This window comes from Lysinibacillus sp. IITD104 (genome assembly GCF_036698265.2).
Lineage (GTDB): Bacteria > Bacillota > Bacilli > Bacillales_A > Planococcaceae > Lysinibacillus > Lysinibacillus boronitolerans.
The window spans coordinates 2,609,615-2,630,356 of record NZ_JBAHYH020000001.1; the positions used below are offsets into that span (position 1 = coordinate 2,609,615).

General features: G+C 39.9%; 23 protein-coding genes. 1 reads left to right on the forward strand and 22 read right to left on the reverse strand.

Annotated elements, in window-relative coordinates; all coding sequences use genetic code 11:
• Positions 1-379: 379 nt before the first annotated feature.
• The 13 genes from V1L66_RS13355 to V1L66_RS13415 form a co-directional block, all read right to left on the reverse strand.
• Positions 380-1,066, reverse strand: a complete 687-nt coding sequence (locus tag V1L66_RS13355) for a hypothetical protein (protein WP_333006719.1) — start codon at positions 1,064-1,066, stop codon at positions 380-382.
• On the reverse strand, positions 1,063-1,557 hold the full coding sequence (locus V1L66_RS13360; RefSeq protein ID WP_333006720.1) for an ECF transporter S component: 495 nt from the start codon (positions 1,555-1,557) through the stop codon (positions 1,063-1,065). Before V1L66_RS13360 ends, V1L66_RS13355 begins: the two co-directional genes overlap by 4 nt.
• Positions 1,558-1,588: 31 nt before the next feature.
• Complete coding sequence (locus V1L66_RS13365) at positions 1,589-1,981, reverse strand: bifunctional adenosylcobinamide kinase/adenosylcobinamide-phosphate guanylyltransferase (protein ID WP_036081116.1); 393 nt, start codon at positions 1,979-1,981, stop codon at positions 1,589-1,591.
• The gene (locus V1L66_RS13370) at positions 1,933-2,529 is read right to left on the reverse strand and encodes a histidine phosphatase family protein (protein WP_036081119.1); all 597 of its coding nucleotides are present in this window, start codon (positions 2,527-2,529) and stop codon (positions 1,933-1,935) included. Before V1L66_RS13370 ends, V1L66_RS13365 begins: the two co-directional genes overlap by 49 nt.
• Entirely contained in the window at positions 2,502-3,278 is a 777-nt protein-coding gene (gene cobS, locus V1L66_RS13375; RefSeq protein WP_333006721.1) for an adenosylcobinamide-GDP ribazoletransferase, read from the reverse strand. Before cobS ends, V1L66_RS13370 begins: the two co-directional genes overlap by 28 nt.
• Before the next feature lie 20 nt (positions 3,279-3,298).
• A complete protein-coding gene (locus V1L66_RS13380) occupies positions 3,299-3,874 on the reverse strand; it encodes a bifunctional adenosylcobinamide kinase/adenosylcobinamide-phosphate guanylyltransferase (protein ID WP_333006722.1) in 576 nt (191 codons plus the stop codon).
• 12 nt (positions 3,875-3,886) lie between these two features.
• Complete coding sequence (locus V1L66_RS13385; protein ID WP_054548766.1) at positions 3,887-4,495, reverse strand: histidine phosphatase family protein; 609 nt, start codon at positions 4,493-4,495, stop codon at positions 3,887-3,889.
• Entirely contained in the window at positions 4,492-5,586 is a 1,095-nt protein-coding gene (locus tag V1L66_RS13390; RefSeq protein WP_333006723.1) for a threonine-phosphate decarboxylase, read from the reverse strand. Before V1L66_RS13390 ends, V1L66_RS13385 begins: the two co-directional genes overlap by 4 nt.
• Complete coding sequence (gene cbiB, locus V1L66_RS13395; protein WP_103117929.1) at positions 5,573-6,529, reverse strand: adenosylcobinamide-phosphate synthase CbiB; 957 nt, start codon at positions 6,527-6,529, stop codon at positions 5,573-5,575. The genes V1L66_RS13390 and cbiB overlap by 14 nt, the downstream gene beginning before the upstream one ends.
• Complete coding sequence (locus V1L66_RS13400) at positions 6,526-7,209, reverse strand: adenosylcobinamide amidohydrolase (RefSeq protein ID WP_333006724.1); 684 nt, start codon at positions 7,207-7,209, stop codon at positions 6,526-6,528. Before V1L66_RS13400 ends, cbiB begins: the two co-directional genes overlap by 4 nt.
• A 204-nt stretch (positions 7,210-7,413) precedes the next feature.
• Complete coding sequence (locus V1L66_RS13405) at positions 7,414-7,599, reverse strand: hypothetical protein (RefSeq protein WP_048390624.1); 186 nt, start codon at positions 7,597-7,599, stop codon at positions 7,414-7,416.
• 104 nt (positions 7,600-7,703) lie between these two features.
• Positions 7,704-9,062, reverse strand: coding sequence for an aspartate kinase (locus V1L66_RS13410; protein WP_312126649.1), 1,359 nt, complete (start codon positions 9,060-9,062; stop codon positions 7,704-7,706).
• Between the two features lie 463 nt (positions 9,063-9,525).
• The gene (locus tag V1L66_RS13415; RefSeq protein WP_004228793.1) at positions 9,526-10,278 is read right to left on the reverse strand and encodes a glucose 1-dehydrogenase; all 753 of its coding nucleotides are present in this window, start codon (positions 10,276-10,278) and stop codon (positions 9,526-9,528) included.
• Between the two features lie 202 nt (positions 10,279-10,480).
• Between V1L66_RS13415 and V1L66_RS13420 the strand changes: the two genes are divergently transcribed.
• Complete coding sequence (locus V1L66_RS13420; protein ID WP_333006729.1) at positions 10,481-11,092, forward strand: TetR/AcrR family transcriptional regulator; 612 nt, start codon at positions 10,481-10,483, stop codon at positions 11,090-11,092.
• An 89-nt stretch (positions 11,093-11,181) separates the two neighbouring features.
• Here V1L66_RS13420 and V1L66_RS13425 read toward each other — a convergent pair whose 3' ends face one another.
• From V1L66_RS13425 to V1L66_RS13465, 9 genes are all read right to left on the reverse strand, one after another.
• A complete protein-coding gene (locus V1L66_RS13425) occupies positions 11,182-12,027 on the reverse strand; it encodes a nucleotidyltransferase (protein ID WP_333004604.1) in 846 nt (281 codons plus the stop codon).
• 107 nt (positions 12,028-12,134) lie between these two features.
• Entirely contained in the window at positions 12,135-14,264 is a 2,130-nt protein-coding gene (topB, locus tag V1L66_RS13430; RefSeq protein WP_313872029.1) for a DNA topoisomerase III, read from the reverse strand.
• A gap of 161 nt (positions 14,265-14,425) precedes the next feature.
• Positions 14,426-15,526 carry an alpha/beta hydrolase gene (locus tag V1L66_RS13435; RefSeq protein ID WP_333004603.1) on the reverse strand — a complete coding sequence of 367 codons (1,101 nt, stop codon included), beginning with the start codon at positions 15,524-15,526 and terminating at the stop codon, positions 14,426-14,428.
• A gap of 543 nt (positions 15,527-16,069) precedes the next feature.
• Positions 16,070-16,894 (reverse strand): copper amine oxidase N-terminal domain-containing protein, encoded by an 825-nt coding sequence (locus V1L66_RS13440; protein WP_333004602.1) that lies wholly within the window; start codon positions 16,892-16,894, stop codon positions 16,070-16,072.
• A 219-nt stretch (positions 16,895-17,113) separates the two neighbouring features.
• Positions 17,114-18,229 carry a hypothetical protein gene (locus tag V1L66_RS13445; RefSeq protein WP_333004601.1) on the reverse strand — a complete coding sequence of 372 codons (1,116 nt, stop codon included), beginning with the start codon at positions 18,227-18,229 and terminating at the stop codon, positions 17,114-17,116.
• Positions 18,216-18,719 (reverse strand): sigma-70 family RNA polymerase sigma factor, encoded by a 504-nt coding sequence (locus V1L66_RS13450; protein ID WP_333004611.1) that lies wholly within the window; start codon positions 18,717-18,719, stop codon positions 18,216-18,218. The genes V1L66_RS13445 and V1L66_RS13450 overlap by 14 nt, the downstream gene beginning before the upstream one ends.
• A gap of 236 nt (positions 18,720-18,955) precedes the next feature.
• Positions 18,956-19,459 (reverse strand): hypothetical protein, encoded by a 504-nt coding sequence (locus V1L66_RS13455; protein ID WP_333004599.1) that lies wholly within the window; start codon positions 19,457-19,459, stop codon positions 18,956-18,958.
• Positions 19,460-19,565: 106 nt separating this feature from the next.
• A complete protein-coding gene (locus tag V1L66_RS13460) occupies positions 19,566-20,072 on the reverse strand; it encodes a GNAT family N-acetyltransferase (RefSeq protein WP_333004598.1) in 507 nt (168 codons plus the stop codon).
• A 90-nt stretch (positions 20,073-20,162) separates the two neighbouring features.
• The gene (locus V1L66_RS13465; protein ID WP_333004597.1) at positions 20,163-20,393 is read right to left on the reverse strand and encodes a hypothetical protein; all 231 of its coding nucleotides are present in this window, start codon (positions 20,391-20,393) and stop codon (positions 20,163-20,165) included.
• Positions 20,394-20,742: the final 349 nt, after the last annotated feature.

A 20,742-nucleotide genomic window follows, 5' to 3' on the forward strand; every position in this document is an offset into this window, starting at 1 on the left:
AGCGAATTCCTTCCACTTTGGAGCGGGTTTGCCCTTCTTTGGAGCGAGGTTGCCCTCCTTAAGAGCGAATTCCTTCCACTTTGGAGCGGCTTTGCCCTCCTTAAGAGCGAATTCCTTCCACTTTGGAGCGGCTTTGCCCTTCTTTGGAGCGGCTTTCTTCCACTTTGGAGCAGGTTTGCCCTTCTTTGGAGCGACTTCCTCACACTACAGAGCGGGCCTTTTCCTTTACAAGCAACAGCCAGCTAATTTAGATTAAGCGTCATCCTGTTAATAAGTAAGAAACTACCCAGAGCAAGAATCATATCGAAGGAAAATAACACTCGCTCTGGATTATCTAGCCCTGTCCCAAGATGCGATCATTTGCTCAAAACAGGCTCTATCAGTTAACAGAAATTCTCAGCTTCTCAAAATTTCGCAGGAAAATTTTCTGTGCCTGCTGCTCATGAACTGGATCAATGCCTAGCAAAATGACCGTACAGGGCCCTGCTGATTTTGCACAATCGAGGGAGCTTTCAATACTTCGCTCTCCAAACAAACGGGCAAATTCTCCTTGTAGCCCTTTTGATCCGACTGGCCATACTTGCTGAATAATTTCTGCCTGCCACGCCTGAAAAATTGGCCGCAACTGCGCCACATCTTCAGGCTGTGCCAACACCTCTTCGCCCACAAGCGGCAGGCCATAGGTGTACCAGCTAAGCTGATCGTGGTCAAATGCCCGACGCTGCTGCTGGATTTCACCAAGCATGGTAATGGCTAAGCCTGACTGTAATGTGGGCATATTGGATTCCGTACTCCCTGAAATGGCTGGGCATGTAAGACCTGCCTCTGTAAACACTTGCTGAATACCTTTTTCATAGCGAGACCATGCAGCATCTCCAGAAAAATTCGCAAGTAGAACTTGGACAGGTAGTGCCTGTGCCGCAAGCTGTTCTAAAAAGGTCACACGTGCTGTCATATAGGCTGTCAGTTGATCGGGTGCTGACACAACATCTTGCGGTTTTTGTCCAATGGCAGCGGCATTATCCATTGTTGCAATGAACGTGCCTACTTTCATCGCATTTCTCACTGTACACGACCTTCCTTACGCACAAAAACCTTTGACAGAATGGGCATAACTACCGCGACAATGATTAAATTGATCACCGTTGCCATCAGAATACTGCCTAAAGCACCCCAGAAGAATGCTGGACTAATAATAAAGTAAAATGGTAGTGGCGCTATAATACCGTTTAATACTAAGGCAACCGGCCATTTCCAAAAGTGCATGCCTTTTTTATGCATCACCCCGAAGACCCATACAACAATTAACATTTCCACCGCGATTATGATATGTAATGGCCCTAATGGGAAGCCAGACGTTAATGCCGTTATAAAATGACCGATCAATCCAGCAGCCCCCGCTAAGATGGGGGATAGAAAGACAACCGCTAAAAAGGCAGGAGCCGAATCCAGTGCAGCCGTTGAAATAAACGTTGGTACCTTAATCATTGCTCCTACTGCACAGATGGCCGCTACCATTGCCGTCAAAATCCATTTCCTTAATTTTTGTCGTTCCATATCATTCCCTCTTTTCTGTTGAATGTCTTCTTTACTTCAATTGCTCAGCTATTCCATACCAAATCCGTACAACCTGCTCCGCTTCCTTGAACAAAGCTTGGTATAAACGGCCACAGGTATCGCGTAGCTGTCGGGCTTGCTTATCCATTGGTACAACACCACGCCCCATATCCGTTACAATAAGTGCAAGTGTACAATGCTGCTCAAGCTCTTGTAATGTTGCTAGCACCGTTTGTACGATTTGTTCATCTTCCTCCAAATCTTGTGTCACAAGCCAGTTTTCTAAGTTCTTCAGGACAAGGACATCACAGGCTGGCGCTACCTCAGGAAGTTCGTCCGCAATCATGACCACCTGTTGCTGTTTATACAAGCGCATCACATAGTCGGTTTTGCCGTTATAGGCACCTCCGATAAAGACATGCATCGTGCTCCCTCCTCCCAAGCCTTTCTTGTAAATGTTAAAACAAATTGTTTATCATGTGGCACCTGATAGGACCAAAAGGGCTGTTCTGTTGGCGCAAACGCAACAAGTAAGGCACGAATGACCCCACCATGAACCACTAAATAATAGCTATCCTCATTTTTTGGTAAATAATGAAATCCATCTACAACACGTTTCATAAAAACATCGAATGCCTCACCCTGTGGAGGAGGTGTACGAATTGGATCATCTATCCATGCCCGATAGTGCGCATCCATTTTTAACTCCTCATAGGTTTTTCCTTCGAATGCACCAAAGTTCGTCTCTCGAAGGGAGGCCTCTGCCTGGTAGCTAGCATTGGGAAAATAATGAGCAGCCGTTTGTCGACAGCGCTGTAGATCACTGCCATATACCTTTTTAACCAATGCATCCACAACAGCAAGCTTGGCTGTATCTGCTAATGGTGCGTCCGTCCACCCAAGATAACGCTTTTCAAGATTCTCTTTTGTAGGCGCATGCCGCATTAAGCACACAGTAACAATGTCACCCATAGCACAACCTCCATCCCTTCAATGGAGGCACCCAGTAAATCGCCAGATACCCCACCAAAATTACGCAACGTAAATTGTCGAAAAATAAAAAGTGCAATGGCTAAAACGACGACTAAGACAACTGGAAGAAGAAAGAGCTGCGTGCTGATAAAAACGACCGTCATCGCCAATACGAGCGACAACAGCATGATCGCTTTCAATCGATTAGCATTCATATGAGACTTAAAAAAATAAGCAAGACCTTTTTCCTTTGAGCAATGGAGTGACATAAAATAAAAGCTCATGCCCACCCTTGTTAGAAATGGAACGAATAGTACCATCCACAAGTCGAACTTCTGCTGCACTAAAAGCTCATGTAGAATAACAAATTTCCCCATTAATAAAAACACCACAGCCAATACTCCGAACGCTCCCACACGGGGGTCATCTAAAATCTCCAATCGTTTTTCTCGATCTCGATAGGAAAAATAGGCATCGCCCATATCAATAAAGCCGTCTAAGTGCAAACCACCTGTCCATAAAGCAAATAGCCCTATCACAGTGAAAGCTAGCATCACTTCACTGCTGGCTGTCCACTGCATAAGACTATAAAGCACAGCTGCCACCGTTGTTCCCATTAAAGCACCTATCCACGGTAAGCAAGCAAACATGCCTGTGATGGTGGACCTTGTTAGCGGAAGCTCTTTATGTACTGGCAATACCGTAAAAAATTGAAATGCCAGTAGGAGGCTATGCCAAAAATTTTTCATCCTCTTGCCTTCCTTCTTGATTATTTCCATCTCTTTACAATGCCATAGTTCATTTCATAGGCCTCCTGTGCCATAGAAACCAACCATTGATGGAACTGTCCGAGCGTTCGTCGGTATAATTCTACTTCATCACTAGCATAAGGAGGTTCATCAAACAGTTCATTGGATACCACAAAAAAAGTCAAATCCTTCTTCAGTAGTGATTGGATCGCCTGCTTGACGGCCTGAAGCTTCTTAGCTAAACAACCAGGCTGATGTAAACAGGGTGTCCCCTTGTCATAGCCTTCGTAAAAAGCATTGGTCAGCCAAGTTGTCACGCAATCCCACAGCACCACATCTCCATCCTGAAGTGTCTCAAATACTTCAGAAATTGCATAGGGAGCCTCCACCGTCAGCCATTGTACAGGCTGTGCCTGGCGATCTGCCTGATGCCGTAAGATTCTTTTTTCCATTTCATGATCTAAGGCAATACCCGAGGCCAAATAGAGCAAGCGTTTCGCTGTACATGCCTGTGCCTCATACTGCTGAAGCGCTGCTTGCTCGGCAAAATGGGATTTACCACTACGTACACCACCTGTAATAAAAATAAGCGCCATGTAGGACACCTCCTATTGTAAATGATGTAAATTACCAATATCCTTCACAAGCCATTGTTGACCTTGCCGTTCAATCACTGTCACACTTGTCCCATGAATGTATGGGGCCGCCCACAGCTCACTAATGCTGCGCTGTAAAATAGCATTGATAATGCATTTAATCGTTACAGCGTGGGAGACGATGAGGATCGTTTCATTGTGATGTTGAGCTGCTATTTTCTTTAATGTAAACATCGCTCTTTCTGTCACGGCTCCAAAGCTTTCTGTATGACTCGCCACAAACTGCGCAGGGTAGTTCGTATATAGCTCATAATCAAGCTTATGTGTCGCCAGTATATCGTCGATTGTCTGCCCCTGCCATTTCCCTAAAAAGATCTCCCGTAAATCATCTTCATAGGCAATAGGCAGCTTGCGATTGGCCATCAAAATAGCCATCGTCTCTCTTGCACGACCACTTGAACTACAATAAGCAGCGGTAAAAGGAATCTGTTGCAGTTGCTTGTGAAGTTTTTCAGCCGCTGCTCTACCGTTTTCCGTTAATGGAGAATCCAGCCACCCCTGTAGTCGATGCTCCTGATTCCATTGTGTTTCCCCATGTCTTACTAGATAAAAAGTTGTCACTTTTCTCTCCCCTTATTTAGGTTAAACCACGTTTGTAGACAATTATGTAAAGATGTCATGGCTGCAATGTCTTTTATGCCAATACGGAACCACTCACCCTGCATACCTTGAAAGTTTTTTGTGTGACGCAGCACAACACCCTGTGCAAGACAATAGGTGAAAAAGGCGTCCGCTTGCTGTGTTTTCGGTAAGGAGAAGCACACATAATTCGTCACACTATTCGTTACTTGGCAGCCATTGTCCTGTAAGTAACGATGCAGCCATTCCCTTTGCGCTGAGGCATAGGTAATTGCCTGCTGACAATAGTGCTGCTCGTCTAAACAGCTTGCCCCAATTACAAGCGCAAAGGCATTTAAATTCCAATGCGGTAGCATTTCTTTTAAGGCGCTCACAATTGTAGCATGCCCAACCAAATACCCAAGTCGTAAACCTGGAATCGCATACATTTTAGTCATCGAACGAACGACAATAACATGTGGGTTTTGTGCACTAAACTGAATCAGCGAATGCGCCTCATCTACCCAATCCATAAATGCCTCATCGATAACAAGCTCACAGTTAACGATTGCTCCGTGAGCGATTAAGGCGAGTAAATCTTCCTTATTTGGCAATACGCCAGTCGGATTATTAGGTGTACAAAGATATACAGCATCTGCCGTCATCATTTCCTGCTGTAGCTGCTCTAATGGCAATGTGTAATTGATAAAATCTGTCACGACAATAGGAACGATCGTAGCACCTGCAGCACGCAATGTTCGCTCATACTCTGAAAAAGTTGGATGCACAATGATGACACGCTTATTGGCATAGCGTCTTGCTAGTACACTAAAAAGCTCTGAAGCCCCATTGCCTAGTAAAATCGTATTCTTTGCTACTTGATGAAAAGCAGCAACCTTCGTTAAAAAAGGCTCCCCATCTGGATCTGGATAGCGCTGAATTAGTGGATAAAAAGTACGCCAACGTGCCTCCACAAAGGCTGGTGGTCCTGCCGCATTGACATTTTCGCTGAAATCATACACCACCTCAGGCATCGTTAAGCCTAATTGCTGATAAACATTTTGCGGATTTGCTCCGTGATTAGGTAACCGCATAAATTAACACCTCCACTGCTAACATAACAAGCGCAAACAGCACTGTGGCAATACGCATATGAATAATGGACGTTGCAATATGCTCTTTCGTTAATGGCACTAATTTTTCCCCCATAATTGCTCGATGAGAGACAACGCCCTGATACGTATTTTTTCCTCCTAGCTGTACACCAAGCTGCACTGCAGTCGCTGCCTCTAAATAGCCACTATTTGGACTAGGATGCTTCTTAGCGTCCTGTACCCAACGCTTTAAGCGCTTACCAAGCGAACGATCTGTTTCATTTTTCGTACCAAGCACGATCAGTAAGCCTGTAATGCGACTTGGAATAAAATTCAGGACATCATCAAGCTTGGCTGAAAACATACCAAAGTCTTTATATTTTTCATTTTTATAGCCCACCATCGAATCCAAGGTATTGACAGCCTTATAGCCCCATAAACCAATTGCCCCAAATAGAAAGGCATAAAAGAGTGGAGCTGTCACACCATCACTTGTATTCTCAGAAACCGTTTCTACCACACCACGCACAATTTCATCCTCACCTAGTTTATCGGTATCACGTCCGACAATCCAAGACAGCTTAACACGTGCTTCGGCAAAATCCCCTTTGACAAGCGGCTCATAGACAGCCATCGCCGCCTCCTTCAAGCTCCGCTGTGCCAGTCCGATACCAATCAGCAGACCCTCTACAAGGATGCCAAAAATGATACTCACCTGATAGCTTAGTAATAGAATTAGCGTCACCACAAACATGGTCGTGCCAACAACAGCAAGTGCCATCACTGTCCCACGTAGCTTGCGCCATTTGCCCTTATTCCATAAAGCTGTTTGCGATTGAATCAAGTGTCCAATCCAGCGTACAGGATGAGGAAGCTTCGGAGGGTCCCCTACTACTAAATCAAAAATAAGCCCTATGATGCAGGCAATCACGATAGCAATCATTTAGACCTCTCCTCTTTATCTTTTTTGTATTTCCTAACCGCCTCACACATCGTTTCATAAACACCATAGCCAATGACCTTACCAAGCATAGTGATGGGACCTGCATATTGATGGAAGTCCCCTTCTTCTGTCGAGGCAATAAGCAAGCTATCAGTAGATGTACCTGTAGCTAGCGTGCCTGTCGTAGGATCTGTAACACCCTCATCTACTAAAGCCTTGACCTTGGCTTCCGTAGTTGAAATCATTGCCTGAAAAAGTGCCTCATCAGACAGCTTGCCATTGATCAGCACCCAAGTATTAATGGTGCCTGCATGGTACTGCTCCTCTCGTTGAAAAGCACGGGTAATATCCACCGCATTGCCAAGCCCTGCGGTAATCATAATGACAAGGTGGATTCCCTCATATGTAAAGTCACGAATAGTCGCAAACTTGGCTTGGACAGCCGTCATCATAGCCACTGTATTGTCAGGCGGGAAATGCTGTGCCTGCAAAAACTGCAGCAATTCCTGATGTGGCTGTCGTTCATCATAGGTAATAGGCACCGTTCGATTCATCAGATGCGTATAATGACCAAAACCTGGGTTATGCATGGCTGAGGATACAACCTTCATGGCTGAAGCTGTTTGAAGGGCAACATAATCGTCAAAAATATGAATGCAATCCTTAGTAAGTATAGGCAATCAATCGCCTCCTCGCGATAAAGTTATGACGGAACATAAAAAAACAAATTCTTACAAAGAAGAATTTGTACGGTCGATTCTTTATTAAAATTTGAACCTTCTGAACATTTGTACAGAATAACAACTTCATAATACTCAAATTATTTATTTTCTTTGAAATTGTATCATAACTTTGGCTATTGTCACAATTCCATTTTCAAAGTGTTATTGCTGCTTTTGTTTGAGATTCTTAAAGCGGATGACAGAGCCGACGATAATAAAGACCCACCCAATGCCTATATAAACAATTTTCATTGTTTTTGTCGATGACGGTAAAATATCCATAATCGTTAAACAGACAAAAAGTATCCCGATGATTGAAAAAAGCATACCGATTGTTAAATTCTTCACGAATAACCCTCCCAACTATGTACGCCCTCGATTTTACCGTATTCTCGGCAAAAAGAAAACACTAATCCAAGCAAGAAACACTTGGATTAGTGACGTTTGTGTCATTATGCTTTTGCATGGGCAAAAAACTCTTCATATAACGCTTGTAAAATGCGGTTTTCATATTCCTGAAGGACACCAAACACGAGGCTCACTTCAGAAGAACCTTGATTGATCATTTCAATATTTGCACCAGTTTTTGAAATCGCTGTGGCAGCACGGGCAGCTAATCCTGTGTTATGACGCATCCCTTCGCCCACAATCACGATCATGGAAAAACCGTGACGCATTTCTACATACTCTGCATGTAGCTCTTCTTTCACACGATTAAGAATACGTGCTTCATTTTCTGGTGTTAGTTGATTCGAACGCATGATGACAGAAATATCGTCTAAACCAGATGGTGTGTGTTCATAAGAAATATTTTCATCTTCTAAAATTTGGAGTAGCTTACGTCCAAAGCCTACCTCACGATTCATCAAATATTTAGAGACATATAAAGTTGAAAAGCCACTGTCTGCCGAAATACCTGTAACTGGACGACCTGTTGCAGGACGGCTTGGTACAATACGTGTACCTGGGGCTGATGGATTATTTGTATTTTTTATGTTAACGGGCACCCCAATCTTGTAGACAGGCATTAACGCTTCATCATGGAACACTGAAAAGCCTGCATATGATAATTCGCGCATTTCGCGATACGTAATTTCTTTAATTTCCACTGGATCGTTGACGACTTTCGGATTCGCGGAGAACACACAATCCACATCCGTAAAGTTTTCATACAGCTCCGCTTCAACGGCTGCTGCTAAAATAGAGCCTGTAATATCAGAGCCACCGCGGTCAAATGTTCGCAATACGCCCGCTTTAGTGTAACCGAAGAACCCTGGGAACACAATAATTTCTTTTGTGTCTTTTAAAGGGGCTAAATTAGCATACGCTTCAGGTAATGCAAAGGTTCTTTCTGGTAAATCATTGACCACTAAACCTTCTTTAGGACTGACATAGCGTGCGGGCATACCAATGGCATTAAAGTAAGCTGCAATAAGCTTGGCGTTATTATCTTCACCTGCTGCTTTAATACTATCGATGAATAATTCCACATTTGTTTTGTCACCTTGTACACGTTCACGTAAATCTTCTGCGATTACGTCACAAATGGCATTATCTAGCCCCAAACCATCAGCAATCGCTCTAAAACGATCCACAACAGTTTGCAATTTTTCCTCTGTATTCTCTTGTAGTAACGCTGCATTTGCTAATTGTATTAATAGGTCAGTTACTTTTATATCGTCACCAGAACGTTTCCCTGGTGCTGAAACGGCAACAATCTTACGCGCCGGATTAGATTTTACAATGTTGGCTACTTTTTGTATTTGTTCTGCACTTGCTACAGATGTTCCACCAAATTTACACACGATCATATCTATCAAATCCTAACTTTTTCAAATTAATTGTATTCCTCCACAAAACAATTGACTGTACACAGTGTACAAATTATCGTTTCCTACGTCAATACAATTTAAAAAATTCACGCAATTTTTCGAGAAATATGGACAATTTTCGTACTGTTTGATTTATTATACGGATTTCACATGAAATAGTTAAGGTTTTTGTGAATTTTTTTTCGTGACGTTGACATAATCGTGAAATTTTCGATTTTGACTTTCTTCTATATAAATGAAGAAAACGCTTACTCCATTTATGATATGCACAAATATCCACTATGTCTGTGCTATTTTTGTATGTATCAAGGATTCCTTCAGCAAGGCTTTTTCTTTTATTTATGAGGTTTTTCGCTCGTTCCTGAGGCCTTTATGGAGTGACTGTGGATATAAAAAACTAGGCTCACGTCGAGTGATGCCTAGTTTTGATTTTGCTATTGGATTAAATGGCTGTCCAGCCGCCATCGATTACGAGCTCTGCGCCTGTCATAAAGCGGGATTCGTCTGATGCTAAGAACACTACGCCATAAGCTACATCTTCAGGTTCACCAAAGTATGGTAATTGCGTGTAAGCTTGATAGTATGGCAATGCACCGCCCTCTTCCATCGTAGGCGCTGTCATTGGTGTTACAATAATGCCTGGATGAACAGAATTCACACGAATTTTATCTTTACCATATTCAATCGCAGCCGATTTAGAAAGCACACGAAGCGCTCCTTTTGCTGCTGTATAAGGGCTTGTACCAGCCATTCCCACGATTCCACCGATCGAAGAAATATTGATAATTGAACCACCGCCAGCTTTTTGCATTTCAGGAATCACATATTTCATGCCAATGATACAACCATTCAGGTTAATATCCATAATTTTATTCCATTCAGCCATTTCCATGTTGGCAATTGTTTTAGGTGATGAAACGCCCGCATTGTTGACGAGGATATCCACTTTGCCATATGCCTTTACAGCCTCGGCAATCACTGCTTTCCACTCATCTTCAGAAGTAACATTATGTTGAAGACCAATAATGTCCCCACCATTTTCTTTAATTTCTTTTACTAAATTATTCAAGGGCTCGATTTGTACATCTGTTGCAATGACCTTTGCGCCTTCTTGTGCAAATAGTTTTGCCTCAGAAGCGCCCATTCCCATTGCTGCTCCTGTAATAATTGCTACTTTCCCATTTAAACGACCCATCATAAAACTCCCTTTCTTCTATATAAATGAACAATTCGTGAACACGTTAACAACTAGTTGTATTATCGACACGGTGTCGTTAATATAATTATAACGCGCAATTGAAAAAGGGCAAACAACACCAAAGCCCATAATGATGCTTTCACAACACTTGCAATCGGACTGTTGTTTAAATAGAAAATTTAATACAAGGAGCTTCAAAATGTCGAAAAAAATGGACCCTCGCGTCATCAGAACGCGCCAATTATTAAGAGATGCACTAGTGGCATTAATTGATGAACAAGGCTATGAAAAGATTACGGTACAAGATATTACACAACGGGCTACATTAAACCGTGCCACTTTTTATTTACATTACCGTGATAAATTAGACCTTCTCTATCAAAGCTCAGAAGAAGCCTTGCATGAGCTTGTAAGTAGTATCCATCCACCCTTCGAAGAGAAGAAGGATTTTGATTTATTACCAAATTATGACCAGCCACATGAGACATTTATGCATTTATTTGAACAAATAGCGCTGAATAGTAAGCTATACAAGGTCTATCTCACAGAAAAAAATATCCCTTATTTCTCCGATGGTCTTAAAGACATTATTATCAATTTTGTCTCGAGCGGCATTCAAATGATGGAGCCTGACGACCAAAAGCTGACCGTGCCGCGCAAAATGGCCGTCCGTTTTTATGCAGCCGCCTTTCTTGAAGTAATCGTCTGGTGGTTAGAAAATGATATGCCCTATACCCCCAAATTTATGGCGACCCAGTTAATGCGTATTACCATTAAAGGCCCTTATATTGACAACCCTTTTGAAAGATAAAGCAGAACACCAAATTTCAATTAACAACAAAAACAAAAGGTAATCACAACGCCGCAAATGTGATTACCTTTCTCTATTTGTCTCGAAAGTTATACGATTTTCATGTTTAATTCTCTAGTAGGGTTATAGAATTGTAACCATTTATCCGCTTCACTGACCATCCACGTTCCAAATTCATTTAAAAACAATAACAAAACGTTCGTATCAATTATGGGTGTTATTGCATATTCAAGTGCCCTTCTCATGTCGCTTTCCCTATCACGGAAATATTCCGAGAACCGTTTATAAGCGGGGTATAAATCTCTTGTATAGGTGTTTTCCTTCGTTATGACAAGTGCAAGCCCTGCTCTTACTATAATTTTCATAATCCACTTACAACAATCTTTAATATCCTCTCTATCCGAATTATCTTGAAGATCATCACAGGCATTTTTTATTTGCCCCTGCAAATGAATAAGGTGGTCATTCGCTAAAGCCTCGTTCGCTTTATATCTTGGTAATCGAGGTATTAAATCCTCTCCAAAGACACATATACTATGGGTTTGGAGGATGAAACTAATGATTGAAAAAGATGTCGTATTTAAAATATCTTCTTTACCGAATACACTTAGCTCAATCCCATCTACACAATGATGGTTTTGAGTTAACGCTTGCTCTACTTCTTTTATCCGCTTTACCTGCTGTTTTTTAGGCTTATGCTTCGTAACCGCTATGGTGTCTAAGTCAGCTACTCCTTCAATACCTATACCCTTTGGAATCGATCCCCTTATATAAATGCTATGTAAGTCATCTTGGAGAAGGGTGCGATAGGTATGAACCACATCGTTGATGACAGCAAGAAAAATAGGGTTGATTTTATTCCAATCTGCTTGATTAATAATGTATCCATCACTATCTGTCAGACATAAGCTGCCAATTTCTTTTATAGTCGTCATTACATCTCTCCTTTTAGGTGACTGATTTACTTAAAAATAGGATAGCATGTCCAATACAAACACACTATCCTACTTTCATGTTGGAAGTCCTTTGAAACTATCAGCATTTACTTTTCTTTAAATTCAAATTCAATTTTTCCTTCTACCAAACGTAGGGCTGCATTAAATTGTTTGCCATTCTTTGATTTAAAGCCCTTCATCATAGCAGTTTTCCCACTCTTACATAAATCATGGATGTTTTTTTCCGTTAGTTTTTTTCCTAATAGCCTTTGTGGGAACGTTTGCTTACAACCATTTTTATAATTCGAACATCCGTAAAAGCTTTTACGCAAGCCTATTTTCCCTTCCTTGCATGCTGGGCACATGGCAATATCTTTGACCACAGCTGGTTTAAACTGCTCTGCTTCAATTGTCAGTGACTCTAACTGTTTAGGCACCTCTGCTATTAGTTGATGAATAAACTTGCCTATGCTCTCAATAAAATGTTTGGCAGAGCCTTCCCCCTTACCAATTTTATGTAAGTAAATTTCCCATTTGGCCGTCATGGAAGGACTTGACAGTAATGTTCCTTCAATTGCCTGACATAAAAGCTGTCCTTTCGGTGTAATGCTCACGATATTTTTTCGTACTTCAATAAATCCATGCTTCTTAATCGTCTCGATAATGCCACTTCGAGTTGCTTCCGTCCCAATCCCTTCAATCGATTTCAGCACCTCGATTTCCTCTTCATCCTCAACCGATTTACCACAGGTTTTCATCATCGTAATGAGTTGACCTTCTGTATAGGGCTTCGGAGGTGTTGTCGTGCCTTCTAAAATAGCAATCTTACTTTGTACCAGCTCATCTTGGAAGACAACAGGTAAAGACTCCTCACGCGCCTGCACCTCTGTCTCATTTGAAAATAATTCTTTCCAGCCTTTGACAAGCTCTGTTTTCCCTACTGTTTTAAACTCTACATTTTTGACATTCGTGATAATCGTTTTTTCATCGTATTCATAATCCTGATGAAACATAGCGAGTGTCGTATTGAGGATTTCAAAATAAATATTTCGTTCATCCGCATTCATGGATTGCAACGCTTTGGCGGTCGGTATTTTTTTCGTTGGAATTATCGCATAGTGCTCCCCAACATTGGCACTGTCGACATAGCGCTTGTTCTTCCCTCTATTGATTGGCTGAAATGCTTTTCCCACGAGCTGCTGATAGTTTCCTAATGATTCATTTAAATAAGCAAACTCATTATGTGTAATGAGCTGTGAATCGGTACGTGGGTAAGAAACGAGCTTTTTCTCATAAAGTGATTGCGTAAGTTTCAACACATGTGATGGACTGTATTTCCAACGTTTATTGGCAGCCGCTTGTAAAGTTGATAGCGCATGTAGTTTAGGTGGTGCCATCCGCTTCGTTTTGTTCGTGACACTTGTAATGAGACCTGTATCATTCGGTTCAATCCCATGCTGTTGCAATAACTGCACTGCCTCAGCCCGCTCTTTTGTCTTTAGCTTCGCCTTCCCTTTATATACACCATGTTGAGCTTTAAATACCCCTTCGATTTCATAAAATTTTTCAGGCTTGAACTGTTCAATTTCCTGCTGTCTTTTATAAATTAAATAGACGGTTGGCGATTGTACTCGTCCGATGGAGATACTGCCCTTGAAGCCCTTTTTCTGCAACAGTAGCGTATAGAGGCGACTACAGTTCATACCCACTAGCCAATCGCTAATTTGACGCGTTTTGGCTTCTTGGTACATAAGCAAATCACGCTCATTACCTTGCATATGATTAAAACCTTTTCGGATTTCCTCCACTTCTAATGAATTGATCCATAATCGTTTAACTGGCTTATTTACTTTTGTCATTTTCAAAAGGGAGTAGAAGATATTTGAACCCTCACGTTCACTATCACAGCAGTTATAAATCATTGTTACTTGGGGATCACTAAAGATTTTTTTGACTGCATTGAATTGTGGATACATTTTAGAGACCACTTTATCTTCAAATTTTTGCGGAATGATCGGTAATGAAGCAAGCGACCACTTCTCCCATTCCTTTTGATATTCTTTCGGCTCCTTTAATTCAACAAGATGACCAACCGCCCAGGTAATAACTGCACCATGAGGAAAAGTAGCACAAGGTTCCAGTTCAATAAAGGTTTTCTCTTTTTGCTTCACTTTAAAGGCGTCTGCATATGCTCTTGCTTGAGATGGTTTCTCTGCTAATATAGCAATTTTCCCCATTTATCATCACATCTTCTTTACAATATTTTAGTAGCTTTTCTATTAAAAACATAAAACTCAACTAATCAGATTAGTTGAGTTGATGGTGAAATACCTTACTACTATTTTACTTTAAACCATATAAAATAGCACTTACTAAAATCTTTGACCTCTTAAGCAAATTATAAAGAAGCAAAAATTTTCTTTACCCATTCAAGATACGCTCGCATATAGTATTCCTGCTTAAAGCCATGATTCTGGTCCTCTGCTACTATCACAGTCACATCCGCGTCTGCGTTTCGTGCAGATTGAATATATTCCTGTGGACCTTTTACCCCGATTGCTAAATCCTTTGTCCCATAAGCTATAAACTGAGGTATATGAGCTGTTCTGAAATGCGTAGATAAATCTGTCTGCTGCAAGAGCTCTTCACGTTTTTCTGGATTTCTGACATCTTCATCATTAAAAGAAGCAAAGAGCATGGGCACATTATAGCGATACGTCAATGCAGGGTAAATCATAGCAGCAGATGCTACTTGATCATCAACAGCATCAATGGCATCAGGCTGATAACTAGCAGGAAACAGATTTTCTCCCTGAATAAGGTTAATAAAGCTACCCGTTTGATAGCCTCCAGCACTAAAACCTATTAAACCAATTCGATCTGGATGGAGACCATAATCATTGGCATGATAACGTAGAAATCGGACGGCACGCTGAACATCTAGCTGTGGAATAGGCCACTCATAGGGATTGGAACGATAGTGGAGAACGAATGCATTAATACCTGCTTTATTTAATGATGCAGCTACTTCCTTTCCTTCCGCTGTTCCTCCATCCATTTCCTTAAAGCCATAACCACCACCTGGCATAATAATGACGGCACTGTCACTGTTCGCTACCGTATAAGGAATCAGATAGGGCTCATCTTCATAGGTTGATTTTTCATAGCCCCCTTCAATTTCATAGACATAGGTAAAGGTATCAATGGCCGCTTCATTGTCTTTATAGTCTTCTCCCACAATGCCAGTGGAAAATTTGAATGTCGCCAAAAGTCTGTTAGGATTGCCCTTAATATTCATATCGTCAAGTTTACTTCCCGAATGATTACCTGCCACTTCTTCTCCCCAAATCTCCACCTTGTCTTCAATATCCGCAACTGGCTTGCCTGGTTTATTTCCTAACGGATTAATCACAAGAATAGCGTATCCAACCCCCATAAACAAAGTCAGTATAACTAGAAGGATTCCTGCTATCTTGGCTATTTTCTTCGCTACCCTCATCATCATAACCCCCATTAAATTTACTTATGTATCGTTTACTATTTATTATCTCGGGTAAAGGATTATTAACCTTTAGCTCATTCTTTAGCAAATAACGATTGAAGATCTTGTATAGCATCAATATAAGGTTGTATTCTTCCATTTTCTAAAGGATTAAAGTGACCCTTTAGAGGAAGCATGACGTATTCCTTACTAAAGAAATGTCTGAAGACCACAAATTTTTTAAAAACTGCATACGTACCTTGTAATGACGTAAACTATAAAAACACAACAATAATTCTTTCGGAATATGAGGTAGGTATTGTAAAAAAGAAGGAGGGATACGATGTTTGATGAAGCTGCATATTTTATTTTTAGAGCACTGTTAATTTTAACTGTTTTGGTTGTTGTGGTTGGAATCCCACTTGGTGAAACACTGATTAGAAAAAAATAAAACTGCATCTAAATGGATGCAGTTTTTGATTTTTATCCTACTTTGTGTCGATAATATTGGAATTGGTGAATTAGTGACCATATAGAACCCCGTTTATACTATCATCCACCTTATGGAACTGTATTACTCATAACCGTCACAAAGCCGTTCAACGAGGCTGTATCAATTAATTGAAGTATTCCCAGTCTTGCGGTATCACTGTAGACATACCAATGATTTGCAGTAGTATCATGCACCAAAACTCCGCCCAAGTCCCCCGTGGAAAAATAAATATCAAACCGTTTGATACTGTTCGAGTCTTGGTCTAAAAAATCAAATTGCGCATTTTTATCATAGTCTCCTACTGGAATGGGATGAGAATCCCAAGGATTATAAGTAGGTGCTTCGATTTTACTTCCATTATTTTTTATAAAAGTATTATAAATAGCTTCGTTATAACCATTCCCATTGATTTGCTGTACGACTCCGCCTAATGTCATATGATATTCGTATTGCAATGCTTTTACTTTTATACCATCAATAAAGAGAGGATGTGTCTCAACCGTTACTGTACCGTTTTTGTAAGTGATATTGCTGCCAAATGTTTCGGCAAGAAAACGCATCGGAACAAAAGTACGATTATTCTTCATATATGGCTCTACATCAAGCAGTTCTGTTTTACCGTTTTTCACCACTTGATTACGATTAAGTTTTAGTGTTACCTGTATATCGTTTTTAGTAAGGGTGATTTGAGCATCCGTCCATATAACTTTTACCCCTAAATTTTCACTAATTACACGTAAAGGAACCATTGTCCGATTACTTTTAACTTCTGGATTTACATCAGATGCAATTGTAACACCGTCAACTTTTATTTGAAAATCTGCTGCATATGCCGGTGACGAAGTCATGATTAGAATCAACCCAAGAAAAATTCCTGAGAACACTTTTTTCAACTTTGAACACTCCTTTTCTTAAAACTCACTATTCTCCCCAAAAATACATTCCACTAAATATTTTACCATAAAAATCCACCTATATCGTTAAACTATCATGCTCTTTATTCAATCTACATGACCCATAAAAGAAGACGCGTTTCGAAATAAACGCGTCCGATTGTTAGATAAAGATACTGGTGAAAATTATCAACTAGAATTGATGTCCTTTCTAAAAAGCTAATAAATTCCCCTGCTAAAGGCTGGCTGCCAAATTCCTTGGGCATTTTTCTCCATATCTAGCTCTGTTGGTCCTTCAAGTGAAATAAATTTTACAGCCCCTGTTGTATCTGTTTGTTGCTCAAACTCCGCATGTTCTAACCCAGCAAAGAGGTTTGCAATAATAAGGCGATTTATTTCCTTTGTAAACAACTCCTGACGTACGATTTTCGTTTTCTCATAATATCTTCGAACACTTTCTGTTTCATCGTTCCTATTTGTTGTAAACAATGCTTCATATGTTTCATAATCTTTTTCAATATCACTCAATAAAAACATTTTAGTAATCGCTTGGGGTGTCATATTTTTTAACTTTTCAATATTATAATCCGCTTTAAAGGCATCAAAAACTTGCTGCTCCTGTTCAGTCAATTCAAATGTTAGCTCAAAATTTTGAAAGCCTACGACCTTACCGACTAATTGCCCCTCACTAATTTTCATAATCGTATGGCCTTCGTCACTGTCATAGACAACCATTTCTTTTTCTTTCGCAGAAATCGATTTGTCATTGAATGGTGCTGGTCTTGTTCCAAAATTATGAAAAAAGTAAGGATTCTTAAATGGGTCATTAATATCCTCTTTTTTTATTTGCTCATTTAATCCATGAACTTTTAATGGGGTATCCTCTACTAAAATTTGCCCTTGCTTCATTGCTACATGATCATTACCTAATCCTACTACAGTTGAAACGACAAGCCCATCCGTTCCATAAAAGGCAATATAATCGCCATACGTAATGGGGGCTTCCTTATCGATAATCATTGGCAAAAAATGCAGCATCCATTGTTCCCCAAGTAGATGGGCATATTTCGGTCTAATGATGTCTAAAGAGGAAACATCATCGACAATCGGTAGTAGCTCATTTTGCTGACTTGCGGTTTGTAGGTTATTCTTTTGAGAAAACTCAACGAATAGCATTAACCCAATAATGAAACAAGCTGCAATAGATACGGTGACAACCTGCCAGTTGAACTTTCTTTTTATGGGTTTCTTTTGCAATATACGTTGCTTGATGTCGTTTGTAAATGGGGCATCTTGTCGCAATTCTTCTTTTAGCTTGTCTTTAAATTCCTTCATAAAATATTGCCTCCAGTTCCGGATTTGTTTTCAACAATTCTCTCGCTCGACGAATCCTTGTACGAACGGTGTTTTGTGAGACGTTTAATAAACTAGCAATTTCAGAAACATCAAATTCTTCATAATAAAACAGTACAATGACTTCCCTATAATGAAGTGGTAATGCAAAGACAATTTGCTTTAAAGTTGCAAAATCTTCAGTTGCTATATACGTTTGCTCCACAGATGGTTCAGTTCTGCCTAGTGGTAAAAATTTTGATATAAATGATTTTCTCTTTTGTTTTCGTAGTTCATCGTGACAGCAATTAATAGCGATACGGGTTAAATACGTTTTCAATGAAGCATCTTTTCTAAAATCGTCTTTATGTAATAAATACTTCATGAGCACGTCTTGTGTAATCTCTTCTGCAAGCTGAAAATCCTTCATATATAAATAGCTAAGATGATATAAATATTCACCATATTGTTCTACGATTTGTTCCAACAACATCTCACCTCGTTTCAATCCTACTACTTAGACGCTCGTTTTCTAAAAAATTGTTCAATCTCCTGGAAATATTTTAGAGTAGCCTATTTATCAAGATTGCAGTAGAATGCAATGCACTTCTAGATGATGCAACAATACCTATGTAGTAGATGGGCTTACTCATCAGGGCTCTTTTCATGAAGAAAGACGCTTTCCTATTATTTCAGAAAAGCGTCCGAGAAGATGTTATTCAACTATAACTATAGTTCGTTCAAGAAGGACTGTTCTTTGTTCGATTTGTTAAATAAATCTATTCTTTCTTTTATACTTTCGTTCCTGCTAATATCCCACCATTCAACGACCACATAAATCTCATTTACATCTTCAAGTGTAACAAAGTCACCGTTTTTATTGATGTATGGCCCTGCAATTGCACCAGTTGTATATTCTGCTATATTCGTCTCACCAGTAACTGAATCAGTATGAACGACTGAATCATCACTCTCTATCACCACATGCGTTTCAAAGTGGAAGAAATCTGTCATATACGCATTGACGTTTTTCATTTTTAAGGTCCCAAATCCTGCTTTAAAGTCTTCTGGTGTTATAGCAATTTCATAACCAGTTAGATTCCAGCTTTTACTTTCACCCATCAATAATAAATAATAAGTATTACCACCTTTTTGAGCATTGCAGCCAGATAGTACAAAGAACGACACTATCATATAAATGCAAGGTACTAAACCTTTTATATATTTCTTCATTCAATCCCCCTTTGAAAAATGAATGCAATTCAATTCTTTAAAAGAAAAAGACACGTTCCTAAATAAACGCGCCCTTTTTTGGAATAAAAAATGAGTTACTCACTATTCATAAACTTTTGTAGGCAACTTGAACGATTTGTTGTTCACCATTCTTCTCAAAAAACTTATAATTTTTCATTCCAATTTTTTCTGCAACTTTTTGGGAAGGAATATTTTTTAAGGTCGTATATGAAAATATTTCGGAATAGCCCAAAACATTAAACGCATATTCCTTACAAGCAGACGCCGCTTCTGTGGCATACCCCTTATTCCAATACGCTTTAATAATGTGAAACCCGATTTCAGGTAACCATACACCGTCAATGTTCTGCATGGTTATCCCACAATCACCGATAAATCGGTCCCCTTCTTTTAAAACAACTGCCCATAGTCCGTGATTATACTGCTTATAATTTTTCTCATTCCAGCTGATCCAATTTTTAACCTCTTCTTGATTAAAAGGATGCGGGTAATATTGCATAGACTCTGGATCGGAAAGCACTTTTGATAATTCATGATGATCGTCCATTTTTAACGCTCTCAGGTATAATCGTTCCGTCTCGATAATCTTCAAACTACCCACCCTTTGCTTTTAATCTATTTTGCTACTATATTTCATTTAGAAATGTGCAGTACCTGTTTTTACCCATTTGAAGCCAAAAAGTTACCCAAAGTAATGATGGACACACCAAACAACAAGAAACAGACTTACTATCCCCCATGCAGTGGTACTCCATATCCACCAAACTACAGATCTTGCTTTTGATGAATTTTCCTCTTCTTCCACATTCAATTTTATAAAAGCGACCTTACTTTCCATACCTTTTTTCATAGAAGAGAGCACAACAAATCCAATGATTATGAAACCAATAGTTACCCAAAGTAGTAGATCCACCTTTACACTCCCTTTATATAATTGAATTTCACCGCAATTTATTATAATAATTAGATTCTACAAAGATAACAATATACCTTGTGTTAATTCAAGTGCGTTTAAGTATATCATGTATTAAAATGCTGAAACTTAAAGTGCCAGAAGCTTTGTTTGGAAACTTTACTTAAATGATAAACACGCAAATGTAAGATGTATTGCTTTACTCAACAATATGACCCTTAGATGAAAAGGAGCAAAATAGATGGCCCTATCCCTCACTTTGTCTGCTCTATCCCTCACTTTTCACGTTGTATCCGCTACTTTTCATGGTTTAACCGCTACTTCAGAGCCTATCTCTCACTTTCCCTGC

Coding starts and splice junctions, on each gene's coding strand:
- V1L66_RS13360 (WP_333006720.1), bottom strand. CDS start 1,557: ATGGAACGACAAAAATTAAGGAAATGGATTTTGACGGCAATGGTAGCG.
- V1L66_RS13365 (WP_036081116.1), bottom strand. CDS start 1,981: ATGCATGTCTTTATCGGAGGTGCCTATAACGGCAAAACCGACTATGTG.
- V1L66_RS13370 (WP_036081119.1), bottom strand. CDS start 2,529: ATGGGTGACATTGTTACTGTGTGCTTAATGCGGCATGCGCCTACAAAA.
- cobS (WP_333006721.1), bottom strand. CDS start 3,278: ATGAAAAATTTTTGGCATAGCCTCCTACTGGCATTTCAATTTTTTACG.
- V1L66_RS13380 (WP_333006722.1), bottom strand. CDS start 3,874: ATGGCGCTTATTTTTATTACAGGTGGTGTACGTAGTGGTAAATCCCAT.
- V1L66_RS13390 (WP_333006723.1), bottom strand. CDS start 5,586: ATGCGGTTACCTAATCACGGAGCAAATCCGCAAAATGTTTATCAGCAA.
- cbiB (WP_103117929.1), bottom strand. CDS start 6,529: ATGATTGCTATCGTGATTGCCTGCATCATAGGGCTTATTTTTGATTTA.
- V1L66_RS13410 (WP_312126649.1), bottom strand. CDS start 9,062: ATGATCGTGTGTAAATTTGGTGGAACATCTGTAGCAAGTGCAGAACAA.
- V1L66_RS13415 (WP_004228793.1), bottom strand. CDS start 10,278: ATGGGTCGTTTAAATGGGAAAGTAGCAATTATTACAGGAGCAGCAATG.
- V1L66_RS13420 (WP_333006729.1), top strand. CDS start 10,481: ATGTCGAAAAAAATGGACCCTCGCGTCATCAGAACGCGCCAATTATTA.
- V1L66_RS13425 (WP_333004604.1), bottom strand. CDS start 12,027: ATGACGACTATAAAAGAAATTGGCAGCTTATGTCTGACAGATAGTGAT.
- topB (WP_313872029.1), bottom strand. CDS start 14,264: ATGGGGAAAATTGCTATATTAGCAGAGAAACCATCTCAAGCAAGAGCA.
- V1L66_RS13435 (WP_333004603.1), bottom strand. CDS start 15,526: ATGAGGGTAGCGAAGAAAATAGCCAAGATAGCAGGAATCCTTCTAGTT.
- V1L66_RS13445 (WP_333004601.1), bottom strand. CDS start 18,229: ATGAAGGAATTTAAAGACAAGCTAAAAGAAGAATTGCGACAAGATGCC.
- V1L66_RS13450 (WP_333004611.1), bottom strand. CDS start 18,719: ATGTTGTTGGAACAAATCGTAGAACAATATGGTGAATATTTATATCAT.
- V1L66_RS13455 (WP_333004599.1), bottom strand. CDS start 19,459: ATGAAGAAATATATAAAAGGTTTAGTACCTTGCATTTATATGATAGTG.